This window comes from Klebsiella sp. JN_Kp122 (assembly GCF_040062085.1).
Classification (GTDB): domain Bacteria; phylum Pseudomonadota; class Gammaproteobacteria; order Enterobacterales; family Enterobacteriaceae; genus Klebsiella; species Klebsiella aerogenes.
The window spans coordinates 1-23,279 of record NZ_JBEAHW010000034.1 but is presented as its reverse complement, the minus strand read 5'-3'; the positions used below and the strand labels follow the sequence as shown (position 1 = coordinate 23,279).

27 protein-coding genes, 1 tRNA gene and 1 other RNA gene are annotated in these 23,279 nt (G+C 54.1%); 16 read left to right on the top strand and 13 right to left on the bottom strand.

What is annotated here, in order from left to right; genetic code table 11:
* Positions 1 to 14: 14 nt before the first annotated feature.
* Positions 15 to 548 (bottom strand): outer membrane lipoprotein Blc, encoded by a 534-nt coding sequence (blc, locus tag ABLU78_RS14040; protein WP_045360034.1) that lies wholly within the window; start codon positions 546 to 548, stop codon positions 15 to 17.
* A gap of 391 nt (positions 549 to 939) precedes the next feature.
* Here blc and ABLU78_RS14035 point away from each other — a divergent pair, with 391 nt between their 5' ends.
* Positions 940 to 1,152 carry a hypothetical protein gene (locus ABLU78_RS14035; protein ID WP_015367633.1) on the top strand — a complete coding sequence of 71 codons (213 nt, stop codon included), beginning with the start codon at positions 940 to 942 and terminating at the stop codon, positions 1,150 to 1,152.
* A 28-nt stretch (positions 1,153 to 1,180) separates the two neighbouring features.
* Complete coding sequence (locus tag ABLU78_RS14030) at positions 1,181 to 1,735, top strand: helix-turn-helix transcriptional regulator (protein WP_015367634.1); 555 nt, start codon at positions 1,181 to 1,183, stop codon at positions 1,733 to 1,735.
* A gap of 53 nt (positions 1,736 to 1,788) precedes the next feature.
* Here the strand turns inward: ABLU78_RS14030 and ABLU78_RS14025 are convergent, their stop codons facing one another.
* A complete protein-coding gene (locus ABLU78_RS14025) occupies positions 1,789 to 2,523 on the bottom strand; it encodes a MerR family transcriptional regulator (RefSeq protein WP_015704784.1) in 735 nt (244 codons plus the stop codon).
* 156 nt (positions 2,524 to 2,679) lie between these two features.
* On the bottom strand, positions 2,680 to 3,891 hold the full coding sequence (locus ABLU78_RS14020) for a diguanylate phosphodiesterase (protein WP_015367636.1): 1,212 nt from the start codon (positions 3,889 to 3,891) through the stop codon (positions 2,680 to 2,682).
* 309 nt (positions 3,892 to 4,200) lie between these two features.
* On the opposite strand from ABLU78_RS14020, the gene ycgZ reads away from it, so the two are divergent.
* From ycgZ to ABLU78_RS14005, 3 genes are all read left to right on the top strand, one after another.
* On the top strand, positions 4,201 to 4,446 hold the full coding sequence (gene ycgZ, locus ABLU78_RS14015) for a regulatory protein YcgZ (RefSeq protein ID WP_015367637.1): 246 nt from the start codon (positions 4,201 to 4,203) through the stop codon (positions 4,444 to 4,446).
* 65 nt (positions 4,447 to 4,511) lie between these two features.
* Positions 4,512 to 4,814 carry a hypothetical protein gene (locus ABLU78_RS14010; protein WP_026612370.1) on the top strand — a complete coding sequence of 101 codons (303 nt, stop codon included), beginning with the start codon at positions 4,512 to 4,514 and terminating at the stop codon, positions 4,812 to 4,814.
* Positions 4,815 to 4,861: 47 nt separating this feature from the next.
* Positions 4,862 to 5,128: a biofilm development regulator YmgB/AriR family protein gene (locus ABLU78_RS14005; protein WP_015367639.1), complete on the top strand. Its 267-nt coding sequence runs from the start codon at positions 4,862 to 4,864 to the stop codon at positions 5,126 to 5,128.
* A gap of 60 nt (positions 5,129 to 5,188) precedes the next feature.
* Here ABLU78_RS14005 and pgl read toward each other — a convergent pair whose 3' ends face one another.
* Positions 5,189 to 6,184, bottom strand: coding sequence for a 6-phosphogluconolactonase (gene pgl, locus ABLU78_RS14000; protein WP_015367640.1), 996 nt, complete (start codon positions 6,182 to 6,184; stop codon positions 5,189 to 5,191).
* 184 nt (positions 6,185 to 6,368) lie between these two features.
* Between pgl and ABLU78_RS13995 the strand changes: the two genes are divergently transcribed.
* Positions 6,369 to 7,187 (top strand): pyridoxal phosphatase, encoded by an 819-nt coding sequence (locus ABLU78_RS13995; RefSeq protein ID WP_032705589.1) that lies wholly within the window; start codon positions 6,369 to 6,371, stop codon positions 7,185 to 7,187.
* On the opposite strand, the gene modC is transcribed toward ABLU78_RS13995, so the two are convergent.
* From modC to ABLU78_RS13975, 4 genes are all read right to left on the bottom strand, one after another.
* Positions 7,188 to 8,246: a molybdenum ABC transporter ATP-binding protein ModC gene (gene modC, locus ABLU78_RS13990; protein WP_032705588.1), complete on the bottom strand. Its 1,059-nt coding sequence runs from the start codon at positions 8,244 to 8,246 to the stop codon at positions 7,188 to 7,190. It abuts the gene before it with no gap.
* Between the two features lie 2 nt (positions 8,247 to 8,248).
* Positions 8,249 to 8,938 (bottom strand): molybdate ABC transporter permease subunit, encoded by a 690-nt coding sequence (gene modB, locus ABLU78_RS13985; protein ID WP_015367643.1) that lies wholly within the window; start codon positions 8,936 to 8,938, stop codon positions 8,249 to 8,251.
* The gene (gene modA, locus ABLU78_RS13980; RefSeq protein WP_323806249.1) at positions 8,935 to 9,711 is read right to left on the bottom strand and encodes a molybdate ABC transporter substrate-binding protein; all 777 of its coding nucleotides are present in this window, start codon (positions 9,709 to 9,711) and stop codon (positions 8,935 to 8,937) included. The genes modB and modA overlap by 4 nt, the downstream gene beginning before the upstream one ends.
* A 127-nt stretch (positions 9,712 to 9,838) precedes the next feature.
* Positions 9,839 to 9,988: an AcrZ family multidrug efflux pump-associated protein gene (locus tag ABLU78_RS13975; RefSeq protein WP_015367645.1), complete on the bottom strand. Its 150-nt coding sequence runs from the start codon at positions 9,986 to 9,988 to the stop codon at positions 9,839 to 9,841.
* Between the two features lie 153 nt (positions 9,989 to 10,141).
* Here ABLU78_RS13975 and modE point away from each other — a divergent pair, with 153 nt between their 5' ends.
* The 7 genes from modE (at position 10,142) to gpmA (ending at position 17,949) form a co-directional block, all read left to right on the top strand.
* Complete coding sequence (modE, locus tag ABLU78_RS13970) at positions 10,142 to 10,930, top strand: molybdenum-dependent transcriptional regulator (protein ID WP_032712906.1); 789 nt, start codon at positions 10,142 to 10,144, stop codon at positions 10,928 to 10,930.
* A 67-nt stretch (positions 10,931 to 10,997) separates the two neighbouring features.
* Positions 10,998 to 12,473: a molybdate ABC transporter ATP-binding protein ModF gene (gene modF, locus ABLU78_RS13965; RefSeq protein WP_048228546.1), complete on the top strand. Its 1,476-nt coding sequence runs from the start codon at positions 10,998 to 11,000 to the stop codon at positions 12,471 to 12,473.
* A gap of 206 nt (positions 12,474 to 12,679) precedes the next feature.
* Entirely contained in the window at positions 12,680 to 13,696 is a 1,017-nt protein-coding gene (galE, locus tag ABLU78_RS13960; RefSeq protein ID WP_015367648.1) for a UDP-glucose 4-epimerase GalE, read from the top strand.
* Positions 13,697 to 13,727: 31 nt separating this feature from the next.
* Positions 13,728 to 14,777, top strand: coding sequence for a galactose-1-phosphate uridylyltransferase (gene galT, locus ABLU78_RS13955; protein ID WP_015367649.1), 1,050 nt, complete (start codon positions 13,728 to 13,730; stop codon positions 14,775 to 14,777).
* Positions 14,777 to 15,925, top strand: coding sequence for a galactokinase (gene galK, locus ABLU78_RS13950; protein WP_015367650.1), 1,149 nt, complete (start codon positions 14,777 to 14,779; stop codon positions 15,923 to 15,925). Before galT ends, galK begins: the two co-directional genes overlap by 1 nt.
* Complete coding sequence (gene galM, locus ABLU78_RS13945) at positions 15,919 to 16,962, top strand: galactose-1-epimerase (protein WP_032707639.1); 1,044 nt, start codon at positions 15,919 to 15,921, stop codon at positions 16,960 to 16,962. The genes galK and galM overlap by 7 nt, the downstream gene beginning before the upstream one ends.
* Positions 16,963 to 17,196: 234 nt before the next feature.
* Positions 17,197 to 17,949: a 2,3-diphosphoglycerate-dependent phosphoglycerate mutase gene (gpmA, locus tag ABLU78_RS13940; protein WP_015367652.1), complete on the top strand. Its 753-nt coding sequence runs from the start codon at positions 17,197 to 17,199 to the stop codon at positions 17,947 to 17,949.
* A gap of 111 nt (positions 17,950 to 18,060) precedes the next feature.
* Here gpmA and aroG read toward each other — a convergent pair whose 3' ends face one another.
* Positions 18,061 to 19,113 (bottom strand): 3-deoxy-7-phosphoheptulonate synthase AroG, encoded by a 1,053-nt coding sequence (gene aroG / locus ABLU78_RS13935; RefSeq protein ID WP_015367653.1) that lies wholly within the window; start codon positions 19,111 to 19,113, stop codon positions 18,061 to 18,063.
* Between the two features lie 314 nt (positions 19,114 to 19,427).
* Here aroG and ABLU78_RS13930 point away from each other — a divergent pair, with 314 nt between their 5' ends.
* Together ABLU78_RS13930 and zitB are read left to right on the top strand one after the other, a co-directional pair.
* Positions 19,428 to 19,799, top strand: coding sequence for a YbgS-like family protein (locus tag ABLU78_RS13930; protein WP_015367654.1), 372 nt, complete (start codon positions 19,428 to 19,430; stop codon positions 19,797 to 19,799).
* A gap of 114 nt (positions 19,800 to 19,913) precedes the next feature.
* Positions 19,914 to 20,852: a CDF family zinc transporter ZitB gene (zitB, locus tag ABLU78_RS13925; RefSeq protein WP_015367655.1), complete on the top strand. Its 939-nt coding sequence runs from the start codon at positions 19,914 to 19,916 to the stop codon at positions 20,850 to 20,852.
* Here zitB and pnuC read toward each other — a convergent pair.
* Together pnuC and nadA are read right to left on the bottom strand one after the other, a co-directional pair.
* The gene (pnuC, locus tag ABLU78_RS13920) at positions 20,849 to 21,568 is read right to left on the bottom strand and encodes a nicotinamide riboside transporter PnuC (RefSeq protein WP_015367656.1); all 720 of its coding nucleotides are present in this window, start codon (positions 21,566 to 21,568) and stop codon (positions 20,849 to 20,851) included. The genes zitB and pnuC overlap by 4 nt on opposite strands.
* 35 nt (positions 21,569 to 21,603) lie before the next feature.
* Entirely contained in the window at positions 21,604 to 22,647 is a 1,044-nt protein-coding gene (nadA, locus tag ABLU78_RS13915; RefSeq protein WP_015704773.1) for a quinolinate synthase NadA, read from the bottom strand.
* Positions 22,648 to 22,728: 81 nt separating this feature from the next.
* On the opposite strand from nadA, the gene ABLU78_RS13910 reads away from it, so the two are divergent.
* Positions 22,729 to 22,866, top strand: a complete 138-nt coding sequence (locus ABLU78_RS13910) for a hypothetical protein (protein WP_306305877.1) — start codon at positions 22,729 to 22,731, stop codon at positions 22,864 to 22,866.
* Between the two features lie 150 nt (positions 22,867 to 23,016).
* Here ABLU78_RS13910 and ABLU78_RS13905 read toward each other — a convergent pair.
* Positions 23,017 to 23,092, bottom strand: a tRNA-Lys gene (locus tag ABLU78_RS13905).
* Between the two features lie 33 nt (positions 23,093 to 23,125).
* A non-coding RNA gene (locus tag ABLU78_RS13900) (RtT sRNA) lies at positions 23,126 to 23,279 on the bottom strand; the annotation flags it as partial.

Here is a 23,279-nt window from a genome sequence, read left to right as displayed (position 1 = left end):
CAGCAGGCGATAGTTTAAGCCTTCGCCTGCGGCACCCACACCAGTTTGTTTACCGCAAAACCGAGCTCAGCGGCCAGGGCAAGGTACTGCTGTCGAATGTGGGACGGAATATCCGGGGTGCGCGAAAGCAGCCATAAATAGTCGCGGTTTGGACCGCTTACCAGCGCGTACTGGTAGTCCTCGTCGAGCGCGATCACGTTATACCCGCCATAGAAGGGGCCGAAGAAAGAGACTTTCAGCGCTGCCGTGGTGGAAGCGCCGGTAAAATAGGCTTTGCCCTCGCTCTCGCGCCAGCGTTTGTTGCGCGGGTCAAATCCTCGATTGAGTACGCGAATGCCGCCGTCGTCACGCATACTGTAGGTTGCCGTCACCTGCTCCAGACCTCGTTCAAAACGGTTTTCCAGACGCGCGACTTCATACCAGCGCCCCAGATAACGGCTGGCGTCAAAATGGTTTATCGGTTTTACCCCTTGAGGTGGCGTTGGGGTTTTACAGGCGACCAACGCCAGCGATACCGCAACCCCGGTCAGAATTGGCCATAGTTTCATCGCATATCCTCCTTTTTCTCTTTCCTGGCAGACAAGTATAACCCCGCGCAGAGAGCATTCGTCGTTTTTCAGAGAGATTTACCGCCTTGTCTGTACAAGAAACATGAGAATAAAAAACATATATATCAATAACATAATTAAAAACACATTCACTAACCGCTAATTTGTACAAATTATTCCATAGAAATTTGTACAACTTTCCTCTGAGCGTCTATAGTTGACGGGTAGCTCGATTTTACGCGCGCGCTCGGGTCAGCAGTCTGCGCCAACGCCGCGGTTATTTTGAGGTGGTTCCTGTTTTACCGTTGCCTGTCCGCAATGTTTTGGCGTAAACGATGTGCAAATCGTTTACGCCAGCGGCTTTTATTTATCGCGTGGGAGATTCAGGCTTATGCATATCAAAAATACGATCCCTGTGCAGTTTATAGCTAACTGCGCATTGCTGAAAAACATAGAAAATAGCTTATTACAGGAAAATAAAACCGTTGACGATCTTCAATTAATTAGTGAGATTAATCAACGGTTACAAATAGAAAGTAATGAAATACTTGCTGATATCTATTTACAGGCGCTGGATATTCTGCGCTGTGGTATTCGTCATTAATTCGTCCATCCGCTTCGTGGAGACCAAAATGTTCAGTAAACACACGCACATTTGTTCCGAACGCTATGACCTGTGGATTGACAACCACTTTCTGATGAGTGGTATCAGCCTTATTCTGCGCACGCTGCCAGAAAGTTGCTTTCGCAAAAAGCATGTTTTCTTCACCAGCGATAGCTATTTCTCGGTGTTGCAACACAAATATAATCGTCGGGAAACGATTTTTATTTTATTAACTGAAGGCAACGATCTTAATTTCCTTAGCGAACTGCCAATGTTACGCATCCCCGCCAGATCGACCCCTGCTGAATTAAAAACATTTCTCAATCAACCGACCCGTTATTATAAATCGCATACTTCTCCTGGCGAACTGATACAGTTTACCGAGCGAGAAAAGAAGGTCATTCAGCTCATCAGTAATGGCGAAGCCATTGCCAGTATTGGTCGCTCGCTAAACTTGCATATTAAGACAATTTATCAAATCCGTTTGAATCTGATAAAAAAACTGGGCTGCAGCGGCAGGACCGATTTCTTTAATATCAGCCGTAGCGAAACATTTAAGTCCTGGAGTCAAATCCATCTGTGAGCACGCGCGACGTAAGCAAACAGCAACCTGCCTCACTTGCAAGGCAGGTTTTTTTATTCGTTACCGTGGAAGTGAATACTAAAGCCCTGTTCCTGCCAGTGGCCCAGCAGCTCCAGTTGCAGCGGCGAGGCGGGGCGCCCGGTCCAGACGAAAATATGTTGTCCAGGAAACAGCTCCGGGCGGGGAGATTCTAACGGTTCCGCCAGCACGTTAACATGCCAACCGCGTTGCGAAAGACGCCAGGCTTCCAGCCATAGGCCGGTGCGGTCTTCATTCCCCCACCCCACCAGCAGCGTCTCCTTGCCATTTTTTTTACGCGATTCCGCTAAAAACAGCGCCACGCAATCAATCAATATGCCATCCAACATGCTGCTGATGACCATCGAGGTGTTTTGATCGAGTTTTAGCCGCTGGCGCACCGGCGCGAACAGGCTATCAAGCAGGGTGTCGACGGGATGCTGATGACTTAATGCGGTGATTTTGGCGCGGATTTTGGCCGGCTGCATATAGCGCAGGATACTCATCATCTCTTCCTGCAACTGTGCGGATTCATCACGGGCGGCAGGTAGCTGGCCTTCCAGCAGCGCTTTCACCTTGCCCACTGAAACGCCACGTTCTATCCAGCGCTTAATTTCTTCGATTCGCTGAATATCTTCTTCATCAAACTGACGGTGCCCGCCTTCGCTACGCTGCGGTTTCAGCAAACCGTAACGCCGCTGCCAGGCTCGAAGGGTGACCGGATTGATTCCGCAACGCTCGGCTACTTCACCGATACTGTAAAAAGCCATAAGCCGCCTTATCTCAACCTGATACTTTAGCGCCTAAACTAACGAATTTAGGCATACTGTACAACTCTCTTTTCTTGTACAGATAAAGATATCAGATTGCAGCTCACAGCGTGCGGGAAAAAGGATGAAAGTATGTTTACGCTATCCCAGGAGGGATCATATTTTCCCCGGCCAGGCGATAGCCGGCAGACCACCCAGTCGCGGGCTGGCAAACAGATTTCCCTGGAAATGAGAAATACCCGCCGCCTCCAGCCACATCCACTCCTCCGCCTGCTCAACGCCAACCACCGATACGGCAATTTCCAGCGAGTGGCAGCATTTAATAATCGCCTGCACGATAGCCTGACGCGGCCCATCACGATGGATGTTGCGGATCAGCTGTTGGTCAATTTTAATTCGATCCGGTTGATATTGCGCCAGCAGCGATAGCCCGGCAAAACCGGCGCCAAAGTGATCGATAGCGACGCGAATTCCCGCCCCCTTCAATTTGCGTACGGCATCGGTAAACTCATCCATTCGCGAAATCACTTCACGCTCGGTGAATTCAACAATAATTTGTTCCGGAATCAAATCGTTGCGCTGAATTTCCGTTAGCAGGAATGGCACCGCATCCGCCACTTTCACCAGCGTCATCGGCAGTAGATTGATGGTCAGCGTACGTTCACGCAGGCCTAACTTACCGGCAATGGCCAGCGCAACCCGTTTACTTTGCAGATCCGCGACGTAAATCTCATCGCCTGACAAACCGGCAAAATAGGCTGCGGGCGGTTCTCCGTCAACGGTACGCAGCAGCGCTTCCCAGGAGATTATTTCGCAGGCAAAGGGGTCAACCACCGGCTGAAAAGCAAAACAGCATGATTCAGCGCCGTCGATACAAGGTACGGCCGGATAAAACGTACTCTCATCAGCAGTAAAATCCCAGCTATCAGCTGACGGAATTTCATAATAATTCTCTTTTTCCGTCGCTTCGACAAAGGTACGGAAAAAATGCAGCGCCCGGTCGTCGTAAGTCAGCTGATATTTTGTCGTCCCCTTATCCAGCACGTTCTGTAGTACCGCGTCGCGATCGTGTTCCCTTAAATCAAACAGCTCCATGCCGACCTTACCAAAGCGGCGAGCCGGCGCGTAATCGCACAAAAGCTCCACCAGATTGTAATGACGCGGGTCGGCGCAAATATGTCGATAGATTTGCTGTACGTTTTCTTCCGGTCCCTCAATGAGTTGGAAAAAATGCGTACCGTTAAAAAGTAAAATACCGGTGACATCCGCCTGACCATTTCTCTCGTTAGCCGCAGCAACCATCGACTCGAGCGATTTGAATGAGACATCGTCGCAGATATGGCTGCGATAAATGATGGTGGTGAGCATAGCGGTTCCAGATGAGAGGTATAAGCATTCACAGTAGCAGTTACTGTTCGATACGTCTTGCGAAACAAGTATTTATATTAACAAAAATTGAACACACAACGCCGCCATGCCGCATAATCTTGTACAATCCGTCACGCTTAAAACCCTCATTGCAATTTTACACAAAATAAAAAAACAACAAATTTATCAATAATTTTCAATCAACTATACTCTAGGCACGATTTATTGCGCAATACACTATGTACAAGTTACAAATTATTGTATAAGTTTACTCACAGTTAACAGATGAGTGAAATTAAAGGAGCGCATATGCAGCAGAATGGTTACATTCCAGATACAGCGAACGCGATAGCCCAGTATTTCAACAAAGCATCGTTACCTTCTCAGCAGGAGACGCTGGGCGAAATCGTGATGGACATTCTCACCGAAGGGCGGCATTTAAACCGCAAAGCGCTTTGCACCAAGTTACTGAGCCGTCTTGACGTCGCACGAGCCCCGGAAGAAGAAAATCATTATCAAACGTTGATTGGCCTGCTGTTTGAGCGTCAGGAGTAAACGCTGACTGTCGGCCTGCACCTGACCTGGCCTACAGGAACAACCAGGCATGCAGAGGGACGATGATGAAAAGCAGTCAATCAGATCGGGTTAGCGATGAGATTATTGGCGAGGCAGTTTTATCTCTTCTTAAAACAAACCGGCCAATTAATATTCCGACGCTGCTAGTCAAACTTCGGTTAATGCAGGCAGCGGAAACGAACCGCCAGCGAAGGAATGCAATTATTGCCGTTATCGATGAAATTAGCGTCAGACTCACGACGCGCGGTAATCACGCGCCGGTCATTAAAAAGATTAACGGCCAGTGGGAAAACAGAGCCGTTGTTGTGGATAGTAACGTCGAACCGACGGGCAAAAAAATACACTGATCCCCGAACAAGTTTAATAAACAAGTGAGAATATGATGAGACAGACTATGCATCAGCAATCAGATATTTACGCAGGACTGCAGGATACAGCGCTCTCAGAATATTTCCGCAGCGCCGGAGATAAATTAGTCGATGAATCTGCGGTAATGTCGCTGGCAATCGACAGTATCCTCAGCTCAGATGGGCATCTGAGCAATAAGGCGCTTATTTTATGGTTGATCAATGCGCTGGAAACCACCGATAACGTGGTTACCGCGGATGTGATTCGCAAGACGCTGGAAATTGTCGTCGGCTATACGATGGATGATATTTAAAGCTGTCAGTCCGAATAAAAAAACCTCGCCGGCGCGAGGTTTTTTTCTATCAATAGCAAATTAATGCGCGTTAACCACTACCCACATAGGGCCCTGACCAACGGCATAACGCCCTTTCTCTTTTAACAGCCCCTGCTCGCCGGCAATTTCATAAACCGCGATATGATGCGATTTCTGCCCGGCGGCAATCAGATACTTACCGCTGTGATCGAGATTAAAGCCGCGCGGCTGCGCTTCGGTCGGCTGGTAGCCTTCAATAGACAGTACGCTACCGTCTTCAGAAACGCTAAAGATGGTGATAATGCTGGCGGTACGATCGCAGGCATAAAGATGACGGCCATCCGGCGTAATATGGATATCCGCAGCCCAACGCACGCCGGTAAAATCTGGCGGCATCATATCCAGCGTCTGTACGCACTCAATTTTCCCGTGCGGATCTTTAAGCTCCCACACGTCAACGGAGCTGTTCAGCTCGTTCACGCAGTAGCCATACTGCTGGTTCGGATGGAACACCATATGCCGCGGACCGGCGCCTTCCACGGTAGTAACTTCCGCCGGCTCCTGCGCGGCCAGATAGCCGTCATCGCTCAGATTAAACAGGCAAATACGATCCTGCTTCAGCGCCGGTACCCATAGCGTGCGGTTGTCCGGTGAAATATTGGCCGAGTGGCAGCCCTCCAGTCCCTCGACGACGGTGACCGTTTCGCCCGGCAGGCCGTCAATCAATGGCGTCACGCTCACGCAGCCCTGATTGTAGGATGCGCTGAAAACAAAACGGCCCTGATGGTCGGTGGAGATATGCGTCGGGCTCCCCGGCAGCGCGGCTTCGCCGGCGAAAGTCAGCGCGCCATTATCTGGCGCAATGCGGTAAGCCAGGACGCGAAACTCCGGACGCACGCCGACATAGAGATACTCTTTGTTCGGGCTTACCACCATCGGCTGCACCTGGCCCGGGGCATCAACAACCTGAACCAATGTCAGATTTCCCTCAGCATTGAGGCTCCAGACGTGAATCTGATGGCTCTCCGGGCTGGCGGTATATACGGTTTGTTTCATGACTACTCCTTTCCTCACTGCTCGTGAAACTGCTCGTGGACATCGTTATACATTTCATCCGGCGCGCGGCGCAACGATGAATGGTATAGACGCTTTTAACGGTAGATGCTGAAAAATTTGCCCCTGAGACGAAGCCGTGTACCATCATGGCAGACTCTTTTTCACCATTTACCGGAACCAACTCATGACCTCACGCGTGATCGCCCTCGATTTAGACGGCACCCTACTGACCTCGAAAAAAACGATTCTTCCGGCGTCGCTCGATGCGCTGGCTCGCGCCCGGGAGGCTGGATATCAGGTGATCGTCGTAACCGGCCGACATCACGTCGCTATCCATCCTTTTTATCAGGCACTGGCTCTCGATACACCTGCAATTTGTTGTAATGGTACCTATTTGTATGATTATCATGCAAAAAAGGTTCTCGAAGCCGATCCGATGCCGGTGGATAAGGCCCTCAGCCTCACCAACATGCTCGCCGAACACGATATTCACGGTCTGATGTACGTCGATGACGCCATGCTTTATGAACGTCCGACCGGCCATGTGATCCGCACCACTAACTGGGCGCAGTCGCTGCCGGTTGAACAGCGCCCGGTTTTCACCCAGGTGGATTCTCTGGCACAGGCGGCGCGTGAAGTACAAGCGGTTTGGAAATTCGCCCTTACCGACGAAAATATCCCGAAACTGCAGGCCTTCGCGCAGACCGTCGGCCAGAAGCTGGGCCTGGAATGTGAATGGTCGTGGCACGATCAGGTGGATATTGCCCGCGCCGGCAATAGCAAAGGCAAGCGCCTGGCGCAGTGGGTCGCCGCGCAAGGATTATCCATGCAGGACGTTATCGCCTTTGGCGATAACTACAACGACCTCAGCATGCTGGAAGCCGTCGGGACCGGCGTGGCGATGGGTAACGCGGTTGAAGAAGTCAAAGCGCGGGCGAAGGTGGTGATTGGCGAAAACGAAACCACCAGCATCGCCGACTTTATCAATCGTAACTTGCTGTAATCAGGCTGCGATCGATACGCTCTTAATTTGCGCATATAGCCACTGGCCTGGGCTGACACCCAGGTCATCCCGCGCCCACGGGCTAATTCGCGCCCATAGCGTTTTGCCGCTGACCGTAAGCTGTACCTCAATCTGACCGTTGGTTTCCACACAGCTAACGACCTGCGCGCGCAGAATATTCCGGATACTGGTTTGTCGCGGATGCTCCAGCACCAGCGACACATCCGACGCCTGAATACGAATACGCGCCGCTTCGCCCGGCTCCCGCGCCAGCTGATTAACCCATAGTTGCTGATCGCCCAGCGCCAGCGCAGTCATTGCATATTGCGGATGCTGCGCGATCACCGAGACGTTAAGAATCGTGCTCTGCTGCTCCTGCGGCAGCCACGGATGCATCACGCTGCTGCTCCACACCGTTTCGAGATCGCCAAACGCCTTCACTTTTCCCGCTTCCAGCACCAGCACGTTATCGGCCAGGTGCTGAATTTCATCCAGCGAGTGGCTGACATACAGCATCGGGATATGGATCTCGCGCGCCAGCCGCTGTAAATAGGGGAGTAATTCGCGCTTTCGCGGAATATCCAGCGAGGCCAGCGGCTCATCCAGCAGCAGCAATTCCGGCGCGGTCAACAGGGCGCGGCCAATCGCCACCCGCTGTTTTTCCCCGCCGGACAAACTACCGGGCAGCCGTTCGAGCAGGTGCTCAATGCCCAATAAAGCCACCAGCTTATCAAATTGCGCGGCCATGCTTTTAGCCATCCCATATTTCAGGTTGCCGCGCACTTTATAGTGCGGAAACAGCCGCGCGTCCTGAAACACATAACCGATACGCCGCTTCTCCGGCGCCAGGCAGATGCGCTGTCGCGCGTCATTGAGCACCCGGCCATTGAGCACAATGCGCCCCTGCTGCGGCTGCGTCAGCCCGCTGATAGCATTAATCAATGAGGTTTTTCCCGCGCCTGAGACGCCGAAAATAGCGGTAATGCCGCTGGCGGGCAGGGTTTCATGCACTTCGAGGCAGTGGTTGCCCAACGTCTGGCTAAAATCGAGCTCCAGCATAGTTATTTTCCCATCCGCTTACGGCTAAGGCGCGCCAGCCATTCAGACACCAGCAACGATACCAGCGCCAGAACAATAGAGATGATGCATAACCGCGCGGCGGCGCCTTCGCTGCCGGGCGTTTGAATCAGGGTATACATCGCGGAAGGAATGGTGCGCGTTTCGCCAGGAATGTTTGAGACAAAGGTGATCGTCGCGCCAAACTCTCCCAGCGAACGGGCGAAAGCCAGCACCGTACCGACAATAATGCCCGGCAGGGTCAACGGCAGCGTGATGGTGAAAAATACCCGCCAGCGATTAGCCCCCAGGGTGCGCGCCGCCTGTTCAAGCTTCACGTCCACCCCTTCAAGCGCGAGGCGTATCGCCCGCACCATCAGCGGAAATGACATCACCGCCGCCGCCAGCACCGCCCCCCGCCAGCTGAAGGCGAAGGTCAGACCAAACCAGTCGTATAACCAACTGCCGATAAAGCCGCGTCGCCCCATGGAAATCAGCAACAGATAGCCGACCACCACCGGCGGCAGCACCAGCGGTAAATGTATAATGCTATCGAGTAACGCTTTGCCGGGAAAATGGCGGCGCACCAGCAGCCAGGCGAAAAAGATCCCAAAAGGTAAGCTGCAAACCACCGCCAGGGATGAAACTTTCAGGCTCAGCAGTACCGCCTGCCATTCGGGATCGCTTAAAATCATTGCTGTGTGGTGAATCCGTAACGTTTAAAGATAGCCGAGGCTTCCGGGCCTTTGAGGTAGTCATAAAACGCGGTTACGGTAGCATTTTTATGCCCATCAACGATAGCCAGCGGATACTCGACTTTTTTGTGCGAATCCTCCGGGAAGGTGCCCACCACTTTGACCCCCTTGCTGGCGACGGCATCAGAGCCGTAGACGATGCCCAACGGCGCTTCGTTGCGCTCCACCAGCGCCAGCGCGCCGCTCACGTCTTCTGCCGGCGCGAGCTTCGGCGACAGCGTCTCCCAGGCCCCCAGTTTTTGCAGCGCTTCTTTGGCATAGATCCCTGCCGGTACGTGGTCCGGATCGCCGACCGCCAGACGTCCGCCTTGCAGCAGGCTGGCCCAGTCGGTTTTAGCATTAATGGTGATATCGCTGCGATCGCTGGCTTTCGGCGCGACCACCACCAGGCTATTGCCCAGCAGCGTGGTGCGGGTTGCCTTATCGATTGATTTTTTATCTACGGCATAGTCCATCCATTTCTGGTCCGCAGAAATAAACAGATCGGCGGGCGCGCCGGCTTCAATCTGGCGCGCCAGCGTGGAGGAAGAAGCAAAGGAAGAGACTACTTCAACACGGTGCGCTTTTTTATAGGCTTGCGCGATATCCTGCATAGCGTTGGTTAACGACGCCGCGGCAAAAACGGTAATTTTGCCGTCCTGCGCCAGCGCATGACCAGAAACGCAGAGCGTTAAAGCCGCTCCGGTCAGAAAACGCGACCATTGACCTGCCATTGGAAACTCCTGTGTGTTCGTTATGTAGCGAATAATATAACGACTATGCTCAGGATTTCCCAGCGCGATTTAGGGGTAATCAGGATAGGTACAAAAGAAAACGCCCGGCGAGCCGGGCGTTGGGGAATCAGTGATTTTGCTGGCTGCTGTCTTTATGACCGACGCCGGAGAAAATGTTGAACACTTCGCCGAGACCGTAAATCAGACCGAGGATGACCGCCATCACCACAGGTACCATGACGACAGCAAATACCAGACTTTTCAACAGCTCTAACATGGTTGGCTCCAGATAGTACGAATACTTCATTGTAACCATTTCAGCCGGAAAAACACGCCCCATTTGTGCGGTGCCTCACCGCCGCTGCGGCAGATGGCTGTTGCAAGATGAGCGCTATCGTTCACAATACGCTTTTTACGTCAGGAATTGATTATGCAGGCCGAAATCCTTCTTACGCTTAAGCTTCAACAGCGCCTGTTCGCCGATCCCCGCCGGATAGCCTTACTCAAGCAGATTGATCGGACTGGCTCAATTAGCCAGGGGGCGAAGAACGCCGGTATCAGCTATAAAAGCGCATGGGATGCGATCAACGAAATGAACCAGCTTAGCGAACAATCGCTGGTCGACCGCGCCACTGGCGGTAAAGGCGGCGGCGGCGCGGTGCTGACCCGCTATGGACAGCGGTTGATTCAGTTATACGATCTGTTGGCGCAGATTCAACAAAAAGCCTTCGACGTACTAAGCGACGATGACGCCCTGCCCCTCGACAGCTTGCTGGCGGCGATTTCCCGCTTCTCGTTACAAACCAGCGCCCGCAACCAGTGGTTCGGCACCATCACCGGTCGCGACCACCAGCAGGTACAGCAACATGTCGACGTGCTGCTGGCGGACGGCCAGACCCGTTTTAAAGTCGCCATTACCGCTCAAAGTGCCGACCGCCTCGGGCTCACTGAAGGCCAGGAAGTGCTGGTGTTGCTAAAAGCGCCGTGGGTCGGCATCACGCTTGACCACGCCGTGGCGCAGCAGGCAGACAACCAGCTTACCGGGCGCATCAGCCACATTGAACGCGGGCCGGAGCGGTGCGAAGTCATCATGGCGTTGCCGGATGGGCAAAACCTGTGCGCCACGCTGTCAACGGCGCAAACCGACGGCTTGCAGGAAGGCGCGCAGGCGATCGCCTACTTCAATGCCGATCGCATCATTCTGGCAACCTTATGCTAATGGCATTGACTTTATTGCCGTGAAGACGTATCCCTGAAGCACAACACTGCAAAAAGTGGGATACACAATGTCATCATTGCAAATTTCGCAAGGCACGTTTCGCCTTAGCGATATAAAAACCTTACATATCGATCGCCTCACGCTGCGCGCTGGCGAAAGCTGGGCTTTCGTCGGCAGTAACGGTAGCGGTAAATCGGCGCTGGCCAGAGCGCTGGCCGGTGAACTGACTCTGTTAAACGGGCAGCGCGAAAGCGCATTTCAGCGTACAACTCGCCTCTCCTTCGAACAGCTGCAGAAACTGGTCAGCGACGAGTGGCAACGTAACAACACCGATATGCTCAGTCCCGGCGAAGAAGATACCGGTCGCACCACCGCAGAAATCATCGAAGATGAAAGACGCGACCCGGAACGTTGTGCCCGGCTGGCGGAGCAGTTTGGTATTAGCCACCTGCTGACGCGGCGCTTTAAATATCTGTCGACGGGCGAAACCCGCAAAACGCTCCTCTGCCAGGCGCTGATGAGCGACCCAGACCTGCTGATTCTCGACGAGCCGTTTGATGGCCTGGACGTCGCTTCGCGCCAACAGTTGGCCGACCTGCTGGCCAGCCTGCATCAGGCAGGCATCACCCTGGTACTGGTACTCAACCGCTTCGATGAGATCCCGGAATTCATTGAATATGCCGGGGTGCTGGCGGATTGCACGCTGAGCGAAACCGGCGAGAAACAGGCGTTATTACAACAGGCGCTGGTTGCCCAACTGGCGCATAGCGAAAAACTTGCCGGTATGACGCTACCAGAACCGGATGCCCCCGCCGCCCGGCACGACTTAGCGGCGAACGCTCCGCTTATCGTCCTTAACGACGGCACAGTGTCGTATAACGATAAAGCGATCATTAACCAGCTAAGCTGGACGGTGAACCCCGGCGAACACTGGCAGATTGTCGGCCCCAACGGCGCGGGCAAATCCACATTGCTGAGCCTGATCACCGGCGACCATCCACAGGGTTACAGCAACGACCTGACGCTATTCGGCCGCCGTCGCGGTAGCGGTGAGACTATTTGGGATATCAAAAAACATATTGGCTATGTCAGCAGCAGCCTGCATCTGGAATACCGTGTCAGCACTAACGTGCGTAATGTGATCCTTTCCGGCTACTTTGATTCAATAGGCATTTATCAGGCGGTCTCTGATAAACAACACAAGCTGGTCCAGCGCTGGCTGGATATTCTCGGCATTGATAAACGCACCGCCGACGCGCCGTTCCATAGTTTGTCGTGGGGGCAGCAGCGGTTGGCGCTGATCGTTCGCGCGCTGGTCAAACACCCAACCCTGCTGATACTCGATGAACCGTTACAGGGATTAGATCCGCTGAATCGCCAGCTGGTACGTCGTTTTGTTGATGTTTTAATTGGCGAAGGGACCACGCAGCTGCTGTTTGTATCGCATCATGCCGGAGATGCCCCTGACTGCATTACCCACCGCCTGGAGTTCATTCGTAGTGGAGACGGTTACACTTACCGCCTCGGTCCGCTGGCAGAATAGCGCTATACAGGGGTCTGCGGATCCCTGTATTTTTTCAGAGAAATAACCAATAATCACCACAAACAGCTGTTTTATAAAGAATTAACTAAAATCAGCCTTAATATCACATCAAGTGTAAACGATTCCAACATTTTGGCCTGTGTCACACTTTTCCCTTCTTTGGTATGCTATCTTCTTCTCACACGATAAGCCTATTGGAGCGAATCATGAAAGTACTGGTCACAGGTGGTAGCGGTTACATTGGAAGTCATACTTGCGTACAGCTGCTGCTGCAGGGACATGATGTGATTATTCTCGACAATCTCTGCAACAGTAAACGCAGCGTATTGCCGGTCATTGAACGTCTCGGCGGCAAGAAAGCCACCTTTGTCGAAGGCGATATTCGTAATGAGGCGCTGATGACGGAAATTCTGCACGATCACGCTATCGAAGCCGTGATCCATTTTGCCGGCCTGAAAGCCGTCGGCGAGTCCGTCGCCAAGCCGCTGGAATATTACGACAATAACGTCACCGGTACACTTAAATTGGTTTCCGCTATGCGCGCAGCCGGCGTTAAAAACTTTATTTTCAGCTCCTCCGCGACCGTCTACGGCGACCAGCCGAAGATCCCTTATGTTGAAAGCTTCCCGACCGGTACCCCGCAAAGCCCCTACGGTAAAAGCAAACTGATGGTTGAGCAGATCCTCGCCGACCTGCAGAAAGCCCAGCCGGACTGGAGCATCGCGCTGCTGCGCTACTTCAACCCGGTCGGCGCGCATCCATCAGGCGATATGGGCGAAGATCCGCAGGGCATTCCAAACAACCTGATGCCGTATATCGCGCAGGTTGCCGTTGGCCGTCGCGAATCACTGGCGGTATTCGGTAACGACTATCCGACCGAAGACGGCACCGGCGTGCGCGACTACATCCACGTGATGGACCTCGCCGACGGTCACGTCGCCGCCATGGAAAAACTGGCGAACAAAGCTGGCGTACATATCTACAACCTCGGCGCAGGCGTCGGCAGCAGCGTGCTGGACGTGGTCAACGCCTTCAGCAAAGCCTGCGGTAAACCGATTAATTATCACTTCGCGCCGCGCCGCGATGGCGATCTCCCGGCCTACTGGGCTGATGCCGCCAAAGCCGACCGCGAGCTGAACTGGCGCGTGACGCGCAACCTTGACGAAATGGCGCAGGACACCTGGCACTGGCAGTCCCGTCATCCGCAGGGTTATCCGGACTAATAGCCTAAAGGTAAGGCTCTAAGGAAATACCATGACGCAATTTAACCCCGTCGACCATCCGCACCGTCGTTATAACCCGTTAACCGGGCAGTGGATTCTGGTTTCACCGCATCGCGCCAAGCGCCCCTGGCAAGGGGCGCAGGAGACGCCGGCAAAACAAACGTTGCCCGCGCACGATGCGGATTGTTTCTTGTGCCCGGGCAATACCCGCGTCACCGGCGACACTAACCCGAATTACACCGGCACCTACGTGTTTACCAACGACTTTGCCGCATTGATGACCGATACGCCGGACGCTCCGGAGAGCGACGATCCGCTGATGCGCTGCCAAAGCGCCCGCGGCACCAGTCGGGTTATCTGCTTCTCGCCAGACCACAGCAAAACGCTGCCGGAACTGAGCATTGAAGCACTGGAAGGCGTGGTTAAAACGTGGCAAGAGCAGACCGCGGACCTTGGGAAAAGTTATCCCTGGGTCCAGGTCTTCGAAAATAAAGGCGCGGCGATGGGCTGCTCCAACCCGCATCCTCACGGCCAGGTATGGGCCAACAGTTTCCTGCCCAATGAGGCGGAACGTGAAGACCGTCTGCAAAAGAAATATTTCGCTGAGCAGGGTTCACCGATGCTGGTGGATTATGTGCAACGCGAACTGGCCGACGGCAGCCGTACCGTTGTAGAAACCGAACACTGGCTGGCCGTGGTCCCGTATTGGGCGGCCTGGCCATTTGAGACGCTGCTGCTGCCAAAAACGCACATCCAGCGTCTGACCGATTTAACCGCAGCCCAGCGCCACGACCTGGCGCTGGCGCTGAAAAAGCTGACCAGCCGTTACGACAACCTGTTCCAGACCTCCTTCCCCTACTCCATGGGCTGGCACGGCGCGCCGTTTAATAATGAAGATAATCAACACTGGCAGCTGCACGCTCACTTTTACCCGCCGCTGTTGCGCTCCGCCACGGTGCGCAAATTTATGGTCGGCTACGAAATGCTAGCCGAAACCCAGCGCGATCTCACGGCGGAGCAAGCCGCCGAAAAGTTACGTGCCGTTAGCGATATCCATTTTCGTGAATCAGGAGTTGAATAATGAGTCTGAAAGAGAACACCCAGGCGCTGTTTGCTGAACAGTTTGGCTACCCTGCCAGTCACGTCATTCAGGCGCCGGGCCGCGTCAACCTGATTGGCGAACATACCGATTACAACGATGGTTTCGTGCTGCCGTGCGCCATTGACTATCAAACCGTTGTCAGCTGCGCGCCGCGTTCCGACCGTATCGTGCGGGTCATTGCCGCCGATTACGATAATCAGCGCGACGAGTTTTCCCTCGATGCGCCTATCGTTAGCCACGATACCCAACAGTGGTCAAACTACGTACGCGGCGTGGTCAAACACCTGCAGAAGCGCAATAACCACTTCGGCGGCGCCGATCTGGTCATCAGCGGCAACGTACCGCAGGGCGCGGGTTTAAGCTCCTCGGCTTCGCTGGAAGTCGCCGTCGGCACCGTGTTCCAGCAGCTATATCATCTGCCGCTCGACGGCGCGCAAATCGCCCTTAACGGCCAGGAAGCGGAAAACCAGTTCGTCGGCTGTAATTGCGGCATTATGGACCAGCTTATTTCGGCGCTGGGTAAAAAAGATCATGCGCTGCTGATTGACTGCCGCACCCTTGGCACCAAAGCGGTGTCAATGCCGAAAGGCGTCGCGGTGGTGATTATCAACAGCAACTTTAAACGCACGCTGGTCGGCAGCGAATACAACACCCGCCGCGAACAGTGTGAAACCGGCGCGCGTTTCTTCCAGCAGCCCGCTCTGCGTGACGTTGAGCTTGCGCAATTTAATGCCGTGGCCCACGAGCTGGACCCGATTGTGGCAAAACGCGTGCGCCATGTGTTAACCGAAAACGCCCGTACCGTCGAAGCGGCGAGCGCGCTGGCAAACGGCGACCTGCAGCGCATGGGCCAACTGATGGCAGAGTCTCACGCCTCCATGCGCGATGATTTTGAAATCACCGTACCGCAAATTGATACGCTGGTTGAGATTGTCAAAGCGGTTATCGGCGACCAGGGCGGCGTGCGTATGACCGGCGGCGGCTTTGGCGGCTGCATCGTTGCCCTGATACCGGAAGCACTGGTTGAAAAAGTACAGCAGGCGGTAGCCGCTCAGTATGAAGCGAAAACCGGCATTAAAGAGACGTTTTACGTCTGCAAACCATCCCAGGGAGCCGGCCAATGCTAACGCCAACCCACGAACTCGCGCCCGACGGACAGCCGTGGAACGTGATAACGCTGCGTAATGACGCCGGGATGAGCGTAACGGTGATGGACTGGGGCGCGACGCTACTTTCCGCGCAAGTGCCTCTTGCCGATGGCAGCCTGCGCGAAGCGTTGCTTGGCTGCGCCACGCCGCAGCAATATCGCCAGCAGGCGGCATTTCTGGGCGCATCCGTCGGCCGCTACGCTAACCGTATCGCCAACAGCCGCTTCACGCTCGATGGCGAAGTCGTGAACTTAACCCCGTCGAACGAGGCCGGCCACCAGCTCCACGGCGGGCCGGACGGCTTCGACAAACGTCGCTGGCAAATTGTCAGCCACGACGACAGCCAGGTGCTGTTTGCGCTCGACTCCGCCGATGGCGATCAGGGCTTCCCGGGTCATCTTCAGGCAACCGCGCGCTATCGCCTGACTGACGATAATCGTATCGCCATTGAGTACCGCGCCACCGTTGATAAGCCCTGCCCGGTCAATATGACTAACCATGTCTATTTTAACCTCGACGGCGCGCAGGGCGACGTGCGCCACCACCGCCTGCAGATCCTGGCCGACCAGTATCTGCCGGTGGAGAGCGACGGTATTCCGTATGGCGATTTGCGCGACGTGGAGTACACCAGCTTTGATTTCCGCGCGCCGAAGGTGCTTGCTGGAGAGTTTCTTGCCGATGCTGACCAGCAAAAAGTGAAAGGTTACGATCACGCCTTTCTGCTGCAGGCCAAAGGCGACGCCCGCCAGCCGGCGGCGCATGTCTGGTCGCAGGATGAAAAGCTACAGCTGACGGTGTACACCTCGGCCCCGGCGCTGCAGTTTTATTCCGGTAACTATCTCGGCGGCACGCCATCGCGCGGCAGCCAACCTTACGGCGACTGGCAAGGGCTGGCGCTGGAAAGCGAGTTCCTGCCGGACTCCCCCAATCATCCGCACTGGCCGCAGCCAGATTGCGTATTACGGCCCGGCGCCGAATACGTTAGCCTGACGGAATATCAGTTTATCGCCGGATAACGTCATAACCCTCCCTACGGAGGGTTTTTTTTCGCCTTTTTGCTGTAATTTGCACCGCTAAAAGACAAAAAACTAACCGGTGTTTTACAAGCATCTTACACTGCGTCACTATTTTCGCTATGGTTAGGGATAAGCATTGCCGTGAGGCAAATCACGGCAATATAATGAGAATAGTTATCAATCAATAAACCAATACACCACAGTAGTCGGGTTGCGTGTAGGAGGAGTAAGAGAATGGCTGTAACTAAGCTGGTACTAGTTCGTCACGGCGAGAGCCAATGGAACAACGAAAACCGTTTCACCGGTTGGTACGACGTTGACCTGTCTGAAAAAGGCGTTAGCGAAGCGAAAGCGGCGGGTAAACTGCTGAAGGAAGAAGGCTTCAGCTTTGATTTTGCTTATACCTCCGTGCTGAAACGTGCCATCCACACCCTGTGGAACGTGCTGGACGAACTGGATCAGGCCTGGCTGCCGGTTGAAAAATCCTGGAAACTGAACGAACGTCACTACGGCGCGCTGCAGGGCCTGAACAAAGCCGAAACCGCTGAGAAGTATGGCGACGAGCAGGTTAAACAGTGGCGTCGCGGCTTTGCCGTCACCCCGCCGGAACTGACCAAAGATGACGAACGTTATCCGGGCCACGATCCGCGTTACGCGAAGCTGACCGATGCGGAACTGCCGACCACCGAGAGCCTGGCGCTGACCATTGACCGTGTCGTACCTTACTGGAACGAAACCATTCTGCCGCGCCTGAAAAGCGGCGAGCGCGTCATTATCGCCGCTCACGGTAACTCCCTGCGTGCGCTGGTGAAATACCTCGACAACATGGGCGAAGACGAGATCCTCGAACTGAACATCCCGACCGGCGTACCGCTGGTGTATGAGTTCGATGAAAACTTCAAGCCGATCAAACACTACTACCTGGGCAATGCTGACGAAATCGCTGCGAAGGCCGCGGCTGTCGCTAACCAGGGTAAAGCGAAGTAATAAGCGACTGAATAATTTCAGCCATAAAAAAAGCGTGGGATTTCCCACGCTTTTTTATTTTTAGCCATTGCAGGCCTAACGCGAACGCAGCCAACAATGGCAAAGTACAGGCTAGCCGCGGCGCGCTTTAACCGCATCCGCCAGCTGGCGCAGGATGGTCTCGGTATCTTCCCAGCCGATGCAGGCGTCGGTCACGCTCTTGCCGTAGGTCAGCGGTTCGCCGCTTTCCAGGCTCTGATTGCCTTCCACCAGGTGGCTTTCAATCATCACGCCCATAATCGCGTTTTCACCGCCGGCAATCTGCTGGCACACATCGGCGCCGACTTCCATCTGCTTTTTAAACTGCTTGCTGGAGTTAGCGTGGCTGAAGTCGATCATGATTTGCGCCGGCAGACCGGCTTTTGCCAGACCCACTTTCACTTCGGCAACGTGCTGAGCGCTATAGTTCGGCTCTTTACCGCCGCGCAGAATGATATGGCAATCGCTGTTGCCGCTGGTGTTCACAATAGCGGAATGGCCCCACTTCGTTACCGATAAGAAACAGTGCGGCGCGCCAGCAGCGTTGATCGCATCGATAGCGACCTTGATGGTGCCATCGGTGCCATTTTTGAAGCCAACCGGGCAAGAGAGGCCGGAAGAGAGTTCACGATGCACCTGGGATTCAGTGGTACGCGCGCCGATTGCCCCCCAGCTCATCAGGTCCGCCACATATTGCGGGGTGATCATGTCAAGGAACTCGCCCGCCGCTGGCAAACCGCTGTCGTTGATTTCCAGCAGCAGCTTACGCGCGATACGCAGCCCGTCGTTAATGCGGAAGCTGTTATCCATGTGCGGATCGTTAATTAGCCCCTTCCAACCGACGGTGGTGCGCGGTTTTTCAAAATAGACGCGCATAACGATTTCCAGCTCGCCTTTGAGCGCTTCACGCAACGTCAGCAGGCGGCTGGCATACTCTTTCGCCGCGGCAGGGTCGTGAATAGAGCACGGACCAATTACCACCAGCAGACGATCGTCGTTGCCTTTGAGGATGTTGTGAATCGCTTTGCGAGCATGTGCAACGGTATTAGCAGCATTTTCGGTAGCGGGGAATTTTTCCAGGAGCGCAACGGGAGGTAATAATTCGTTGATCTCTTTAATGCGTAAATCGTCGTTCTGATAATTCATCTTCTTTCCAGGCGTTGCCATACTTATACAATGAAATGCAATCCTTCCAATCTATCTCTTCGGTCAAAAAGTGTAAACGTGATTTTACACTGACGATGGAATAATCCTGGAATTAGGGAAAAATACGCCATAAAGTAGCGAAATCCTGCCAGCCAACTACAATTTTTAACTGCAACATCCAATTAAATGTTTATTTTCAGTATTATATTTTAAATCCTCACGCTAAGGCGGAGTGTTAAACCATAGCACCGCAGATCCCTGGCACATCTATGTTGGCGCGTTTAGCTAACAAATCGACTAAGCAGGAGTATCCGATGAATATGAATAAACTCACAGCCCTACTTCTCACCGCCACCTTAAGCTTAGCCAGCGGCGCCGCGCTGGCCGCCGATAGCGGCGCGCAATCGAACAACGGTCAGGCCAATTCCGCCGCTGATGCCGGACAGGTTGCGCCCGATGCCCGTGAAAACGTGGCGCCAAATAATGTCGATAACGACAAAATTAACTCCGGCGGCACCATGCTTCATCCTGATGGTTCGACAATGAATCATGACGGGATGTCGAGCGACGAGGTCCATAAAAACAGCATGTGCAAAGATGGACGCTGTCCGGACACGGATAAAAAAATGGAAAGCGGCAATGGCATGAACAACGATGCCAGCAAAACGGATGGCACCTCGCAGTAATTGAAACGGATGAGATAAGGGATCGAGGTGGCAGTGCTCACCTTGATCCCTTTGTTCGCTGAATTTCGGTAAGATGTCATAGTGTAATAATGATAACTATTAAGGGATGACATCATGGCGCATGCACATTCACCGACCCCTGCTGGCGAAAACAGTAACGCCAACCGGCTGCTTTGGGCTTTTATCGTAACCGCCGGTTTTATGATTATTGAGGCCATCGGCGGCGTCATTTCCGGTTCCCTGGCCCTGCTCGCCGATGCCGGACATATGCTCACCGACTCCGCCGCCCTCTTGTTCGCTCTGCTGGCGGTGCGCTTCGCCAGCCGGCCGCCAAATAGCCGCCACACCTTTGGCTGGCTGCGTTTAACCACTCTCGCCGCCTTCGTTAACGCTATCGCCCTGGTGGTCATTACGATTTTCATCTTCTGGGAAGCGGTACAGCGTTTTAACCATCCGCAGCCGGTGGCGGGAAAAACCATGATGGTCATCGCCGTCGCCGGACTGCTGGCCAATATCCTCGCCTTCTGGATCCTGCACCGCGGCAGCGCCGAAAGTAATCTTAATGTCCGCGCAGCGGCACTGCATGTGCTGGGAGATCTATTGGGTTCCGTCGGTGCCATCGTGGCCGCTATCGTCATTCTGATGACCGGCTGGACGCCGATTGACCCGATCCTCTCGGTGCTGGTGTCGTGTTTAGTACTGCGCAGCGCCTGGCGACTGCTGCAGGAGAGTATGAATGAGTTGTTGGAGGGCGCGCCGCGCTCGCTGGATGTCGAAGCATTAGGCCGCGATCTACGCCGCTCAATTCCTGAAGTCCGCGACGTTCACCACGTTCACGTCTGGCTGGTGGGGGAAAAACCGGTGATGACGCTGCACGTACAAGTCGTGCCGCCGCACGATCACGATGCGCTACTTGATAGCATCCAGCATTTTATTGAACATAAATATGAAATTGAGCATGTGACGGTACAGATGGAGTACCGCCCCTGCAGCGGCCCGGAATGCCACCTGAATCTGGCGCATTCCGGACATGAGCATCATCATCACCATTAACGTGAAAGCGCGTGAGAACCCCGCTCACGCGCGCTGTTAATCCACATCCGGCTGCCATTCAGGGCAATGAACGTCAGCAGCAAATATTCCAGCGACATCGCATACACGCCCTGTAGAGCGAATATCACTACGCTAATGACGTTGATGATCACCCACAGCAGCCAGTTCTCAACGTATTTACGCGTCATCAATACCATCGCGGCAATCGACAGCACCATCATGCAGGAATCCCAGAATGGGAAAGCATCGGGTTCCAGCGTCGGCATCGCCACCTGCAGCCCGAGCATTTGCATCAGGTTGACGGCGATACGGGTCAGGAAGGCAAACACCGGGTTAATAAACACCGTCATCAGACCGATAGCCACTACGCAGCCCGCCAGCCAGGCCAGCGCTTTTGGCAACGGCAGCCAGCGAATTTTCAGTTCCGCTTCGTTATCGCTAGTCTGCCTTGACCACGCGTACCAACCGTAAACGTTCGCCGCGAAGAAAAACAGCTGTAGCAGCAGGCTGGCGTACAGTTGGATCTGGAAGAAGATGATCGCAAAAAGCGTCACGTTCACCAGGCCGAAGGCATAGTTGCTAATCTTTTCCAGGCTCGCCAGCCAGATGCACAACAGGCCGGCGATGGTCCCCACCGCCTCAATCCAAGACAGATCGTAGCCACCGGCGCCGATCGGTATATGCACTAAAATATTCTGCGTACTGAAAAAATCCATTTTATCCCCTAAGCGTAACGCGACGCGGTAATGAGTTATCCCCGTAGTGTAGCCGCAAATTCCAGCATACGGTTAAGCGGAATTAATGCCCCGGCACGCAGTTTGGCGTCAACGTGAATTTCGTGTTCAACGCCGCCCTGCTCTAACCCTTCCGCTATCGCTTTCAGGCCGTTCATCGCCATCCAGGGGCAATGGGCGCAACTGCGACAGGTTGCGCCCTCACCTGCCGTAGGCGCTTCCAGCAGATCTTTTTCCGGTACCGCCTGCTGCATTTTATAGAAGATCCCGCGATCGGTGGCCACGATAAGCTGGCGCTGCGGCAGGCTTTTCGCCGCAGCAATTAATTGGCTGGTTGATCCTACCGCATCCGCCATGTCGACAATCGCCTGCGGTGATTCAGGATGCACCAGGATCGCCGCGTCGGGGTAGAGCCCCTTCATGCGCGCCAGCGCCTGGGTTTTAAATTCATCATGGACGATGCAGGCGCCCTGCCAGCACAGCACGTCGGCCCCGGTCTGGCGCTGTACATAGCGACCAAGGTGGCGGTCCGGTGCCCAAAGTATCTTTTGTCCGAGGCTATCGAGATGTTCAATCAATTCCACGGCGATGCTGGAAGTCACTACCCAATCGGCGCGCGCTTTTACCGCCGCTGACGTATTGGCATAGACCACCACGGTGCGATCCGGGTGAGCATCGCAAAATGCATTAAAGTCATCAATGGGACAGCCGAGATCCAGAGAACACTCCGCATTCAGCGTCGGCATCAGGATGGTCTTTTCCGGACTAAGAATTTTGGCCGTTTCGCCCATAAAACGCACTCCGGCAACCAGCAGCGTGGAGGCCGGGTGACGCGCGCCAAAACGCGCCATTTCCAGCGAGTCGGCAATACAGCCGCCGGTCTCTTCGGCCAGTTGCTGAATTTCAGGATCGGTGTAGTAATGCGCCACCATCACGGCGTCGCGCTCACGCAGCAGGCGTTTAATTTTCTCGCGGTAAAACACTTTTTCGTCACGGTTCAACGGTTGTGGTTTTGGCGGGAAAGGATAAATCGCCGTTTCAGGATCAAACATTACGCTCATCATGCAATCTCGTTTTACTGGCTTAACTTTGAAACCGTAAATATCGCTTTGTATCGCCTTAATACGGTCACTATGTTTTATATGCTAAACAAGATAGCCGATCGCAAGCGAAATGTCGTGATGAATTTTGTATTCCCCGGGGACGATGCTCGCATCTTCCCGGGCTACCGGTTCGTGCGCTATGGAGTCACGGTAAGCGTAGTGCGAACATGGAGATGATTGTGGAGAATGACGCATAGCAAAAAGGCGCCTTTAGGGCGCCTTTTTACATTGGTGGGTCGTGCAGGATGACTCAGCTTCGCCTCGCCCTACGGGCCGTTGCTGACGCAACGTTATCCTTCACGTTCAACATCAAAGTTCAATGTTGAATGGTGGGTCGTGCAGGATTCGAACCTGCGACCAATTGATTAAAAGTCAACTGCTCTACCAACTGAGCTAACGACCCCTTGCGGGATTTTACTGCTGTAATCATTCAGGATGGTGGGTCGTGCAGGATGACTCGGTTTTGCCTCGCCCTACGGGCCGTTGCTATCGCAACGTTATCCTTCACGTTCTACCAGAAACCACCGTTAAAGATTGGTGGGTCGTGCAGGATTCGAACCTGCGACCAATTGATTAAAAGTCAACTGCTC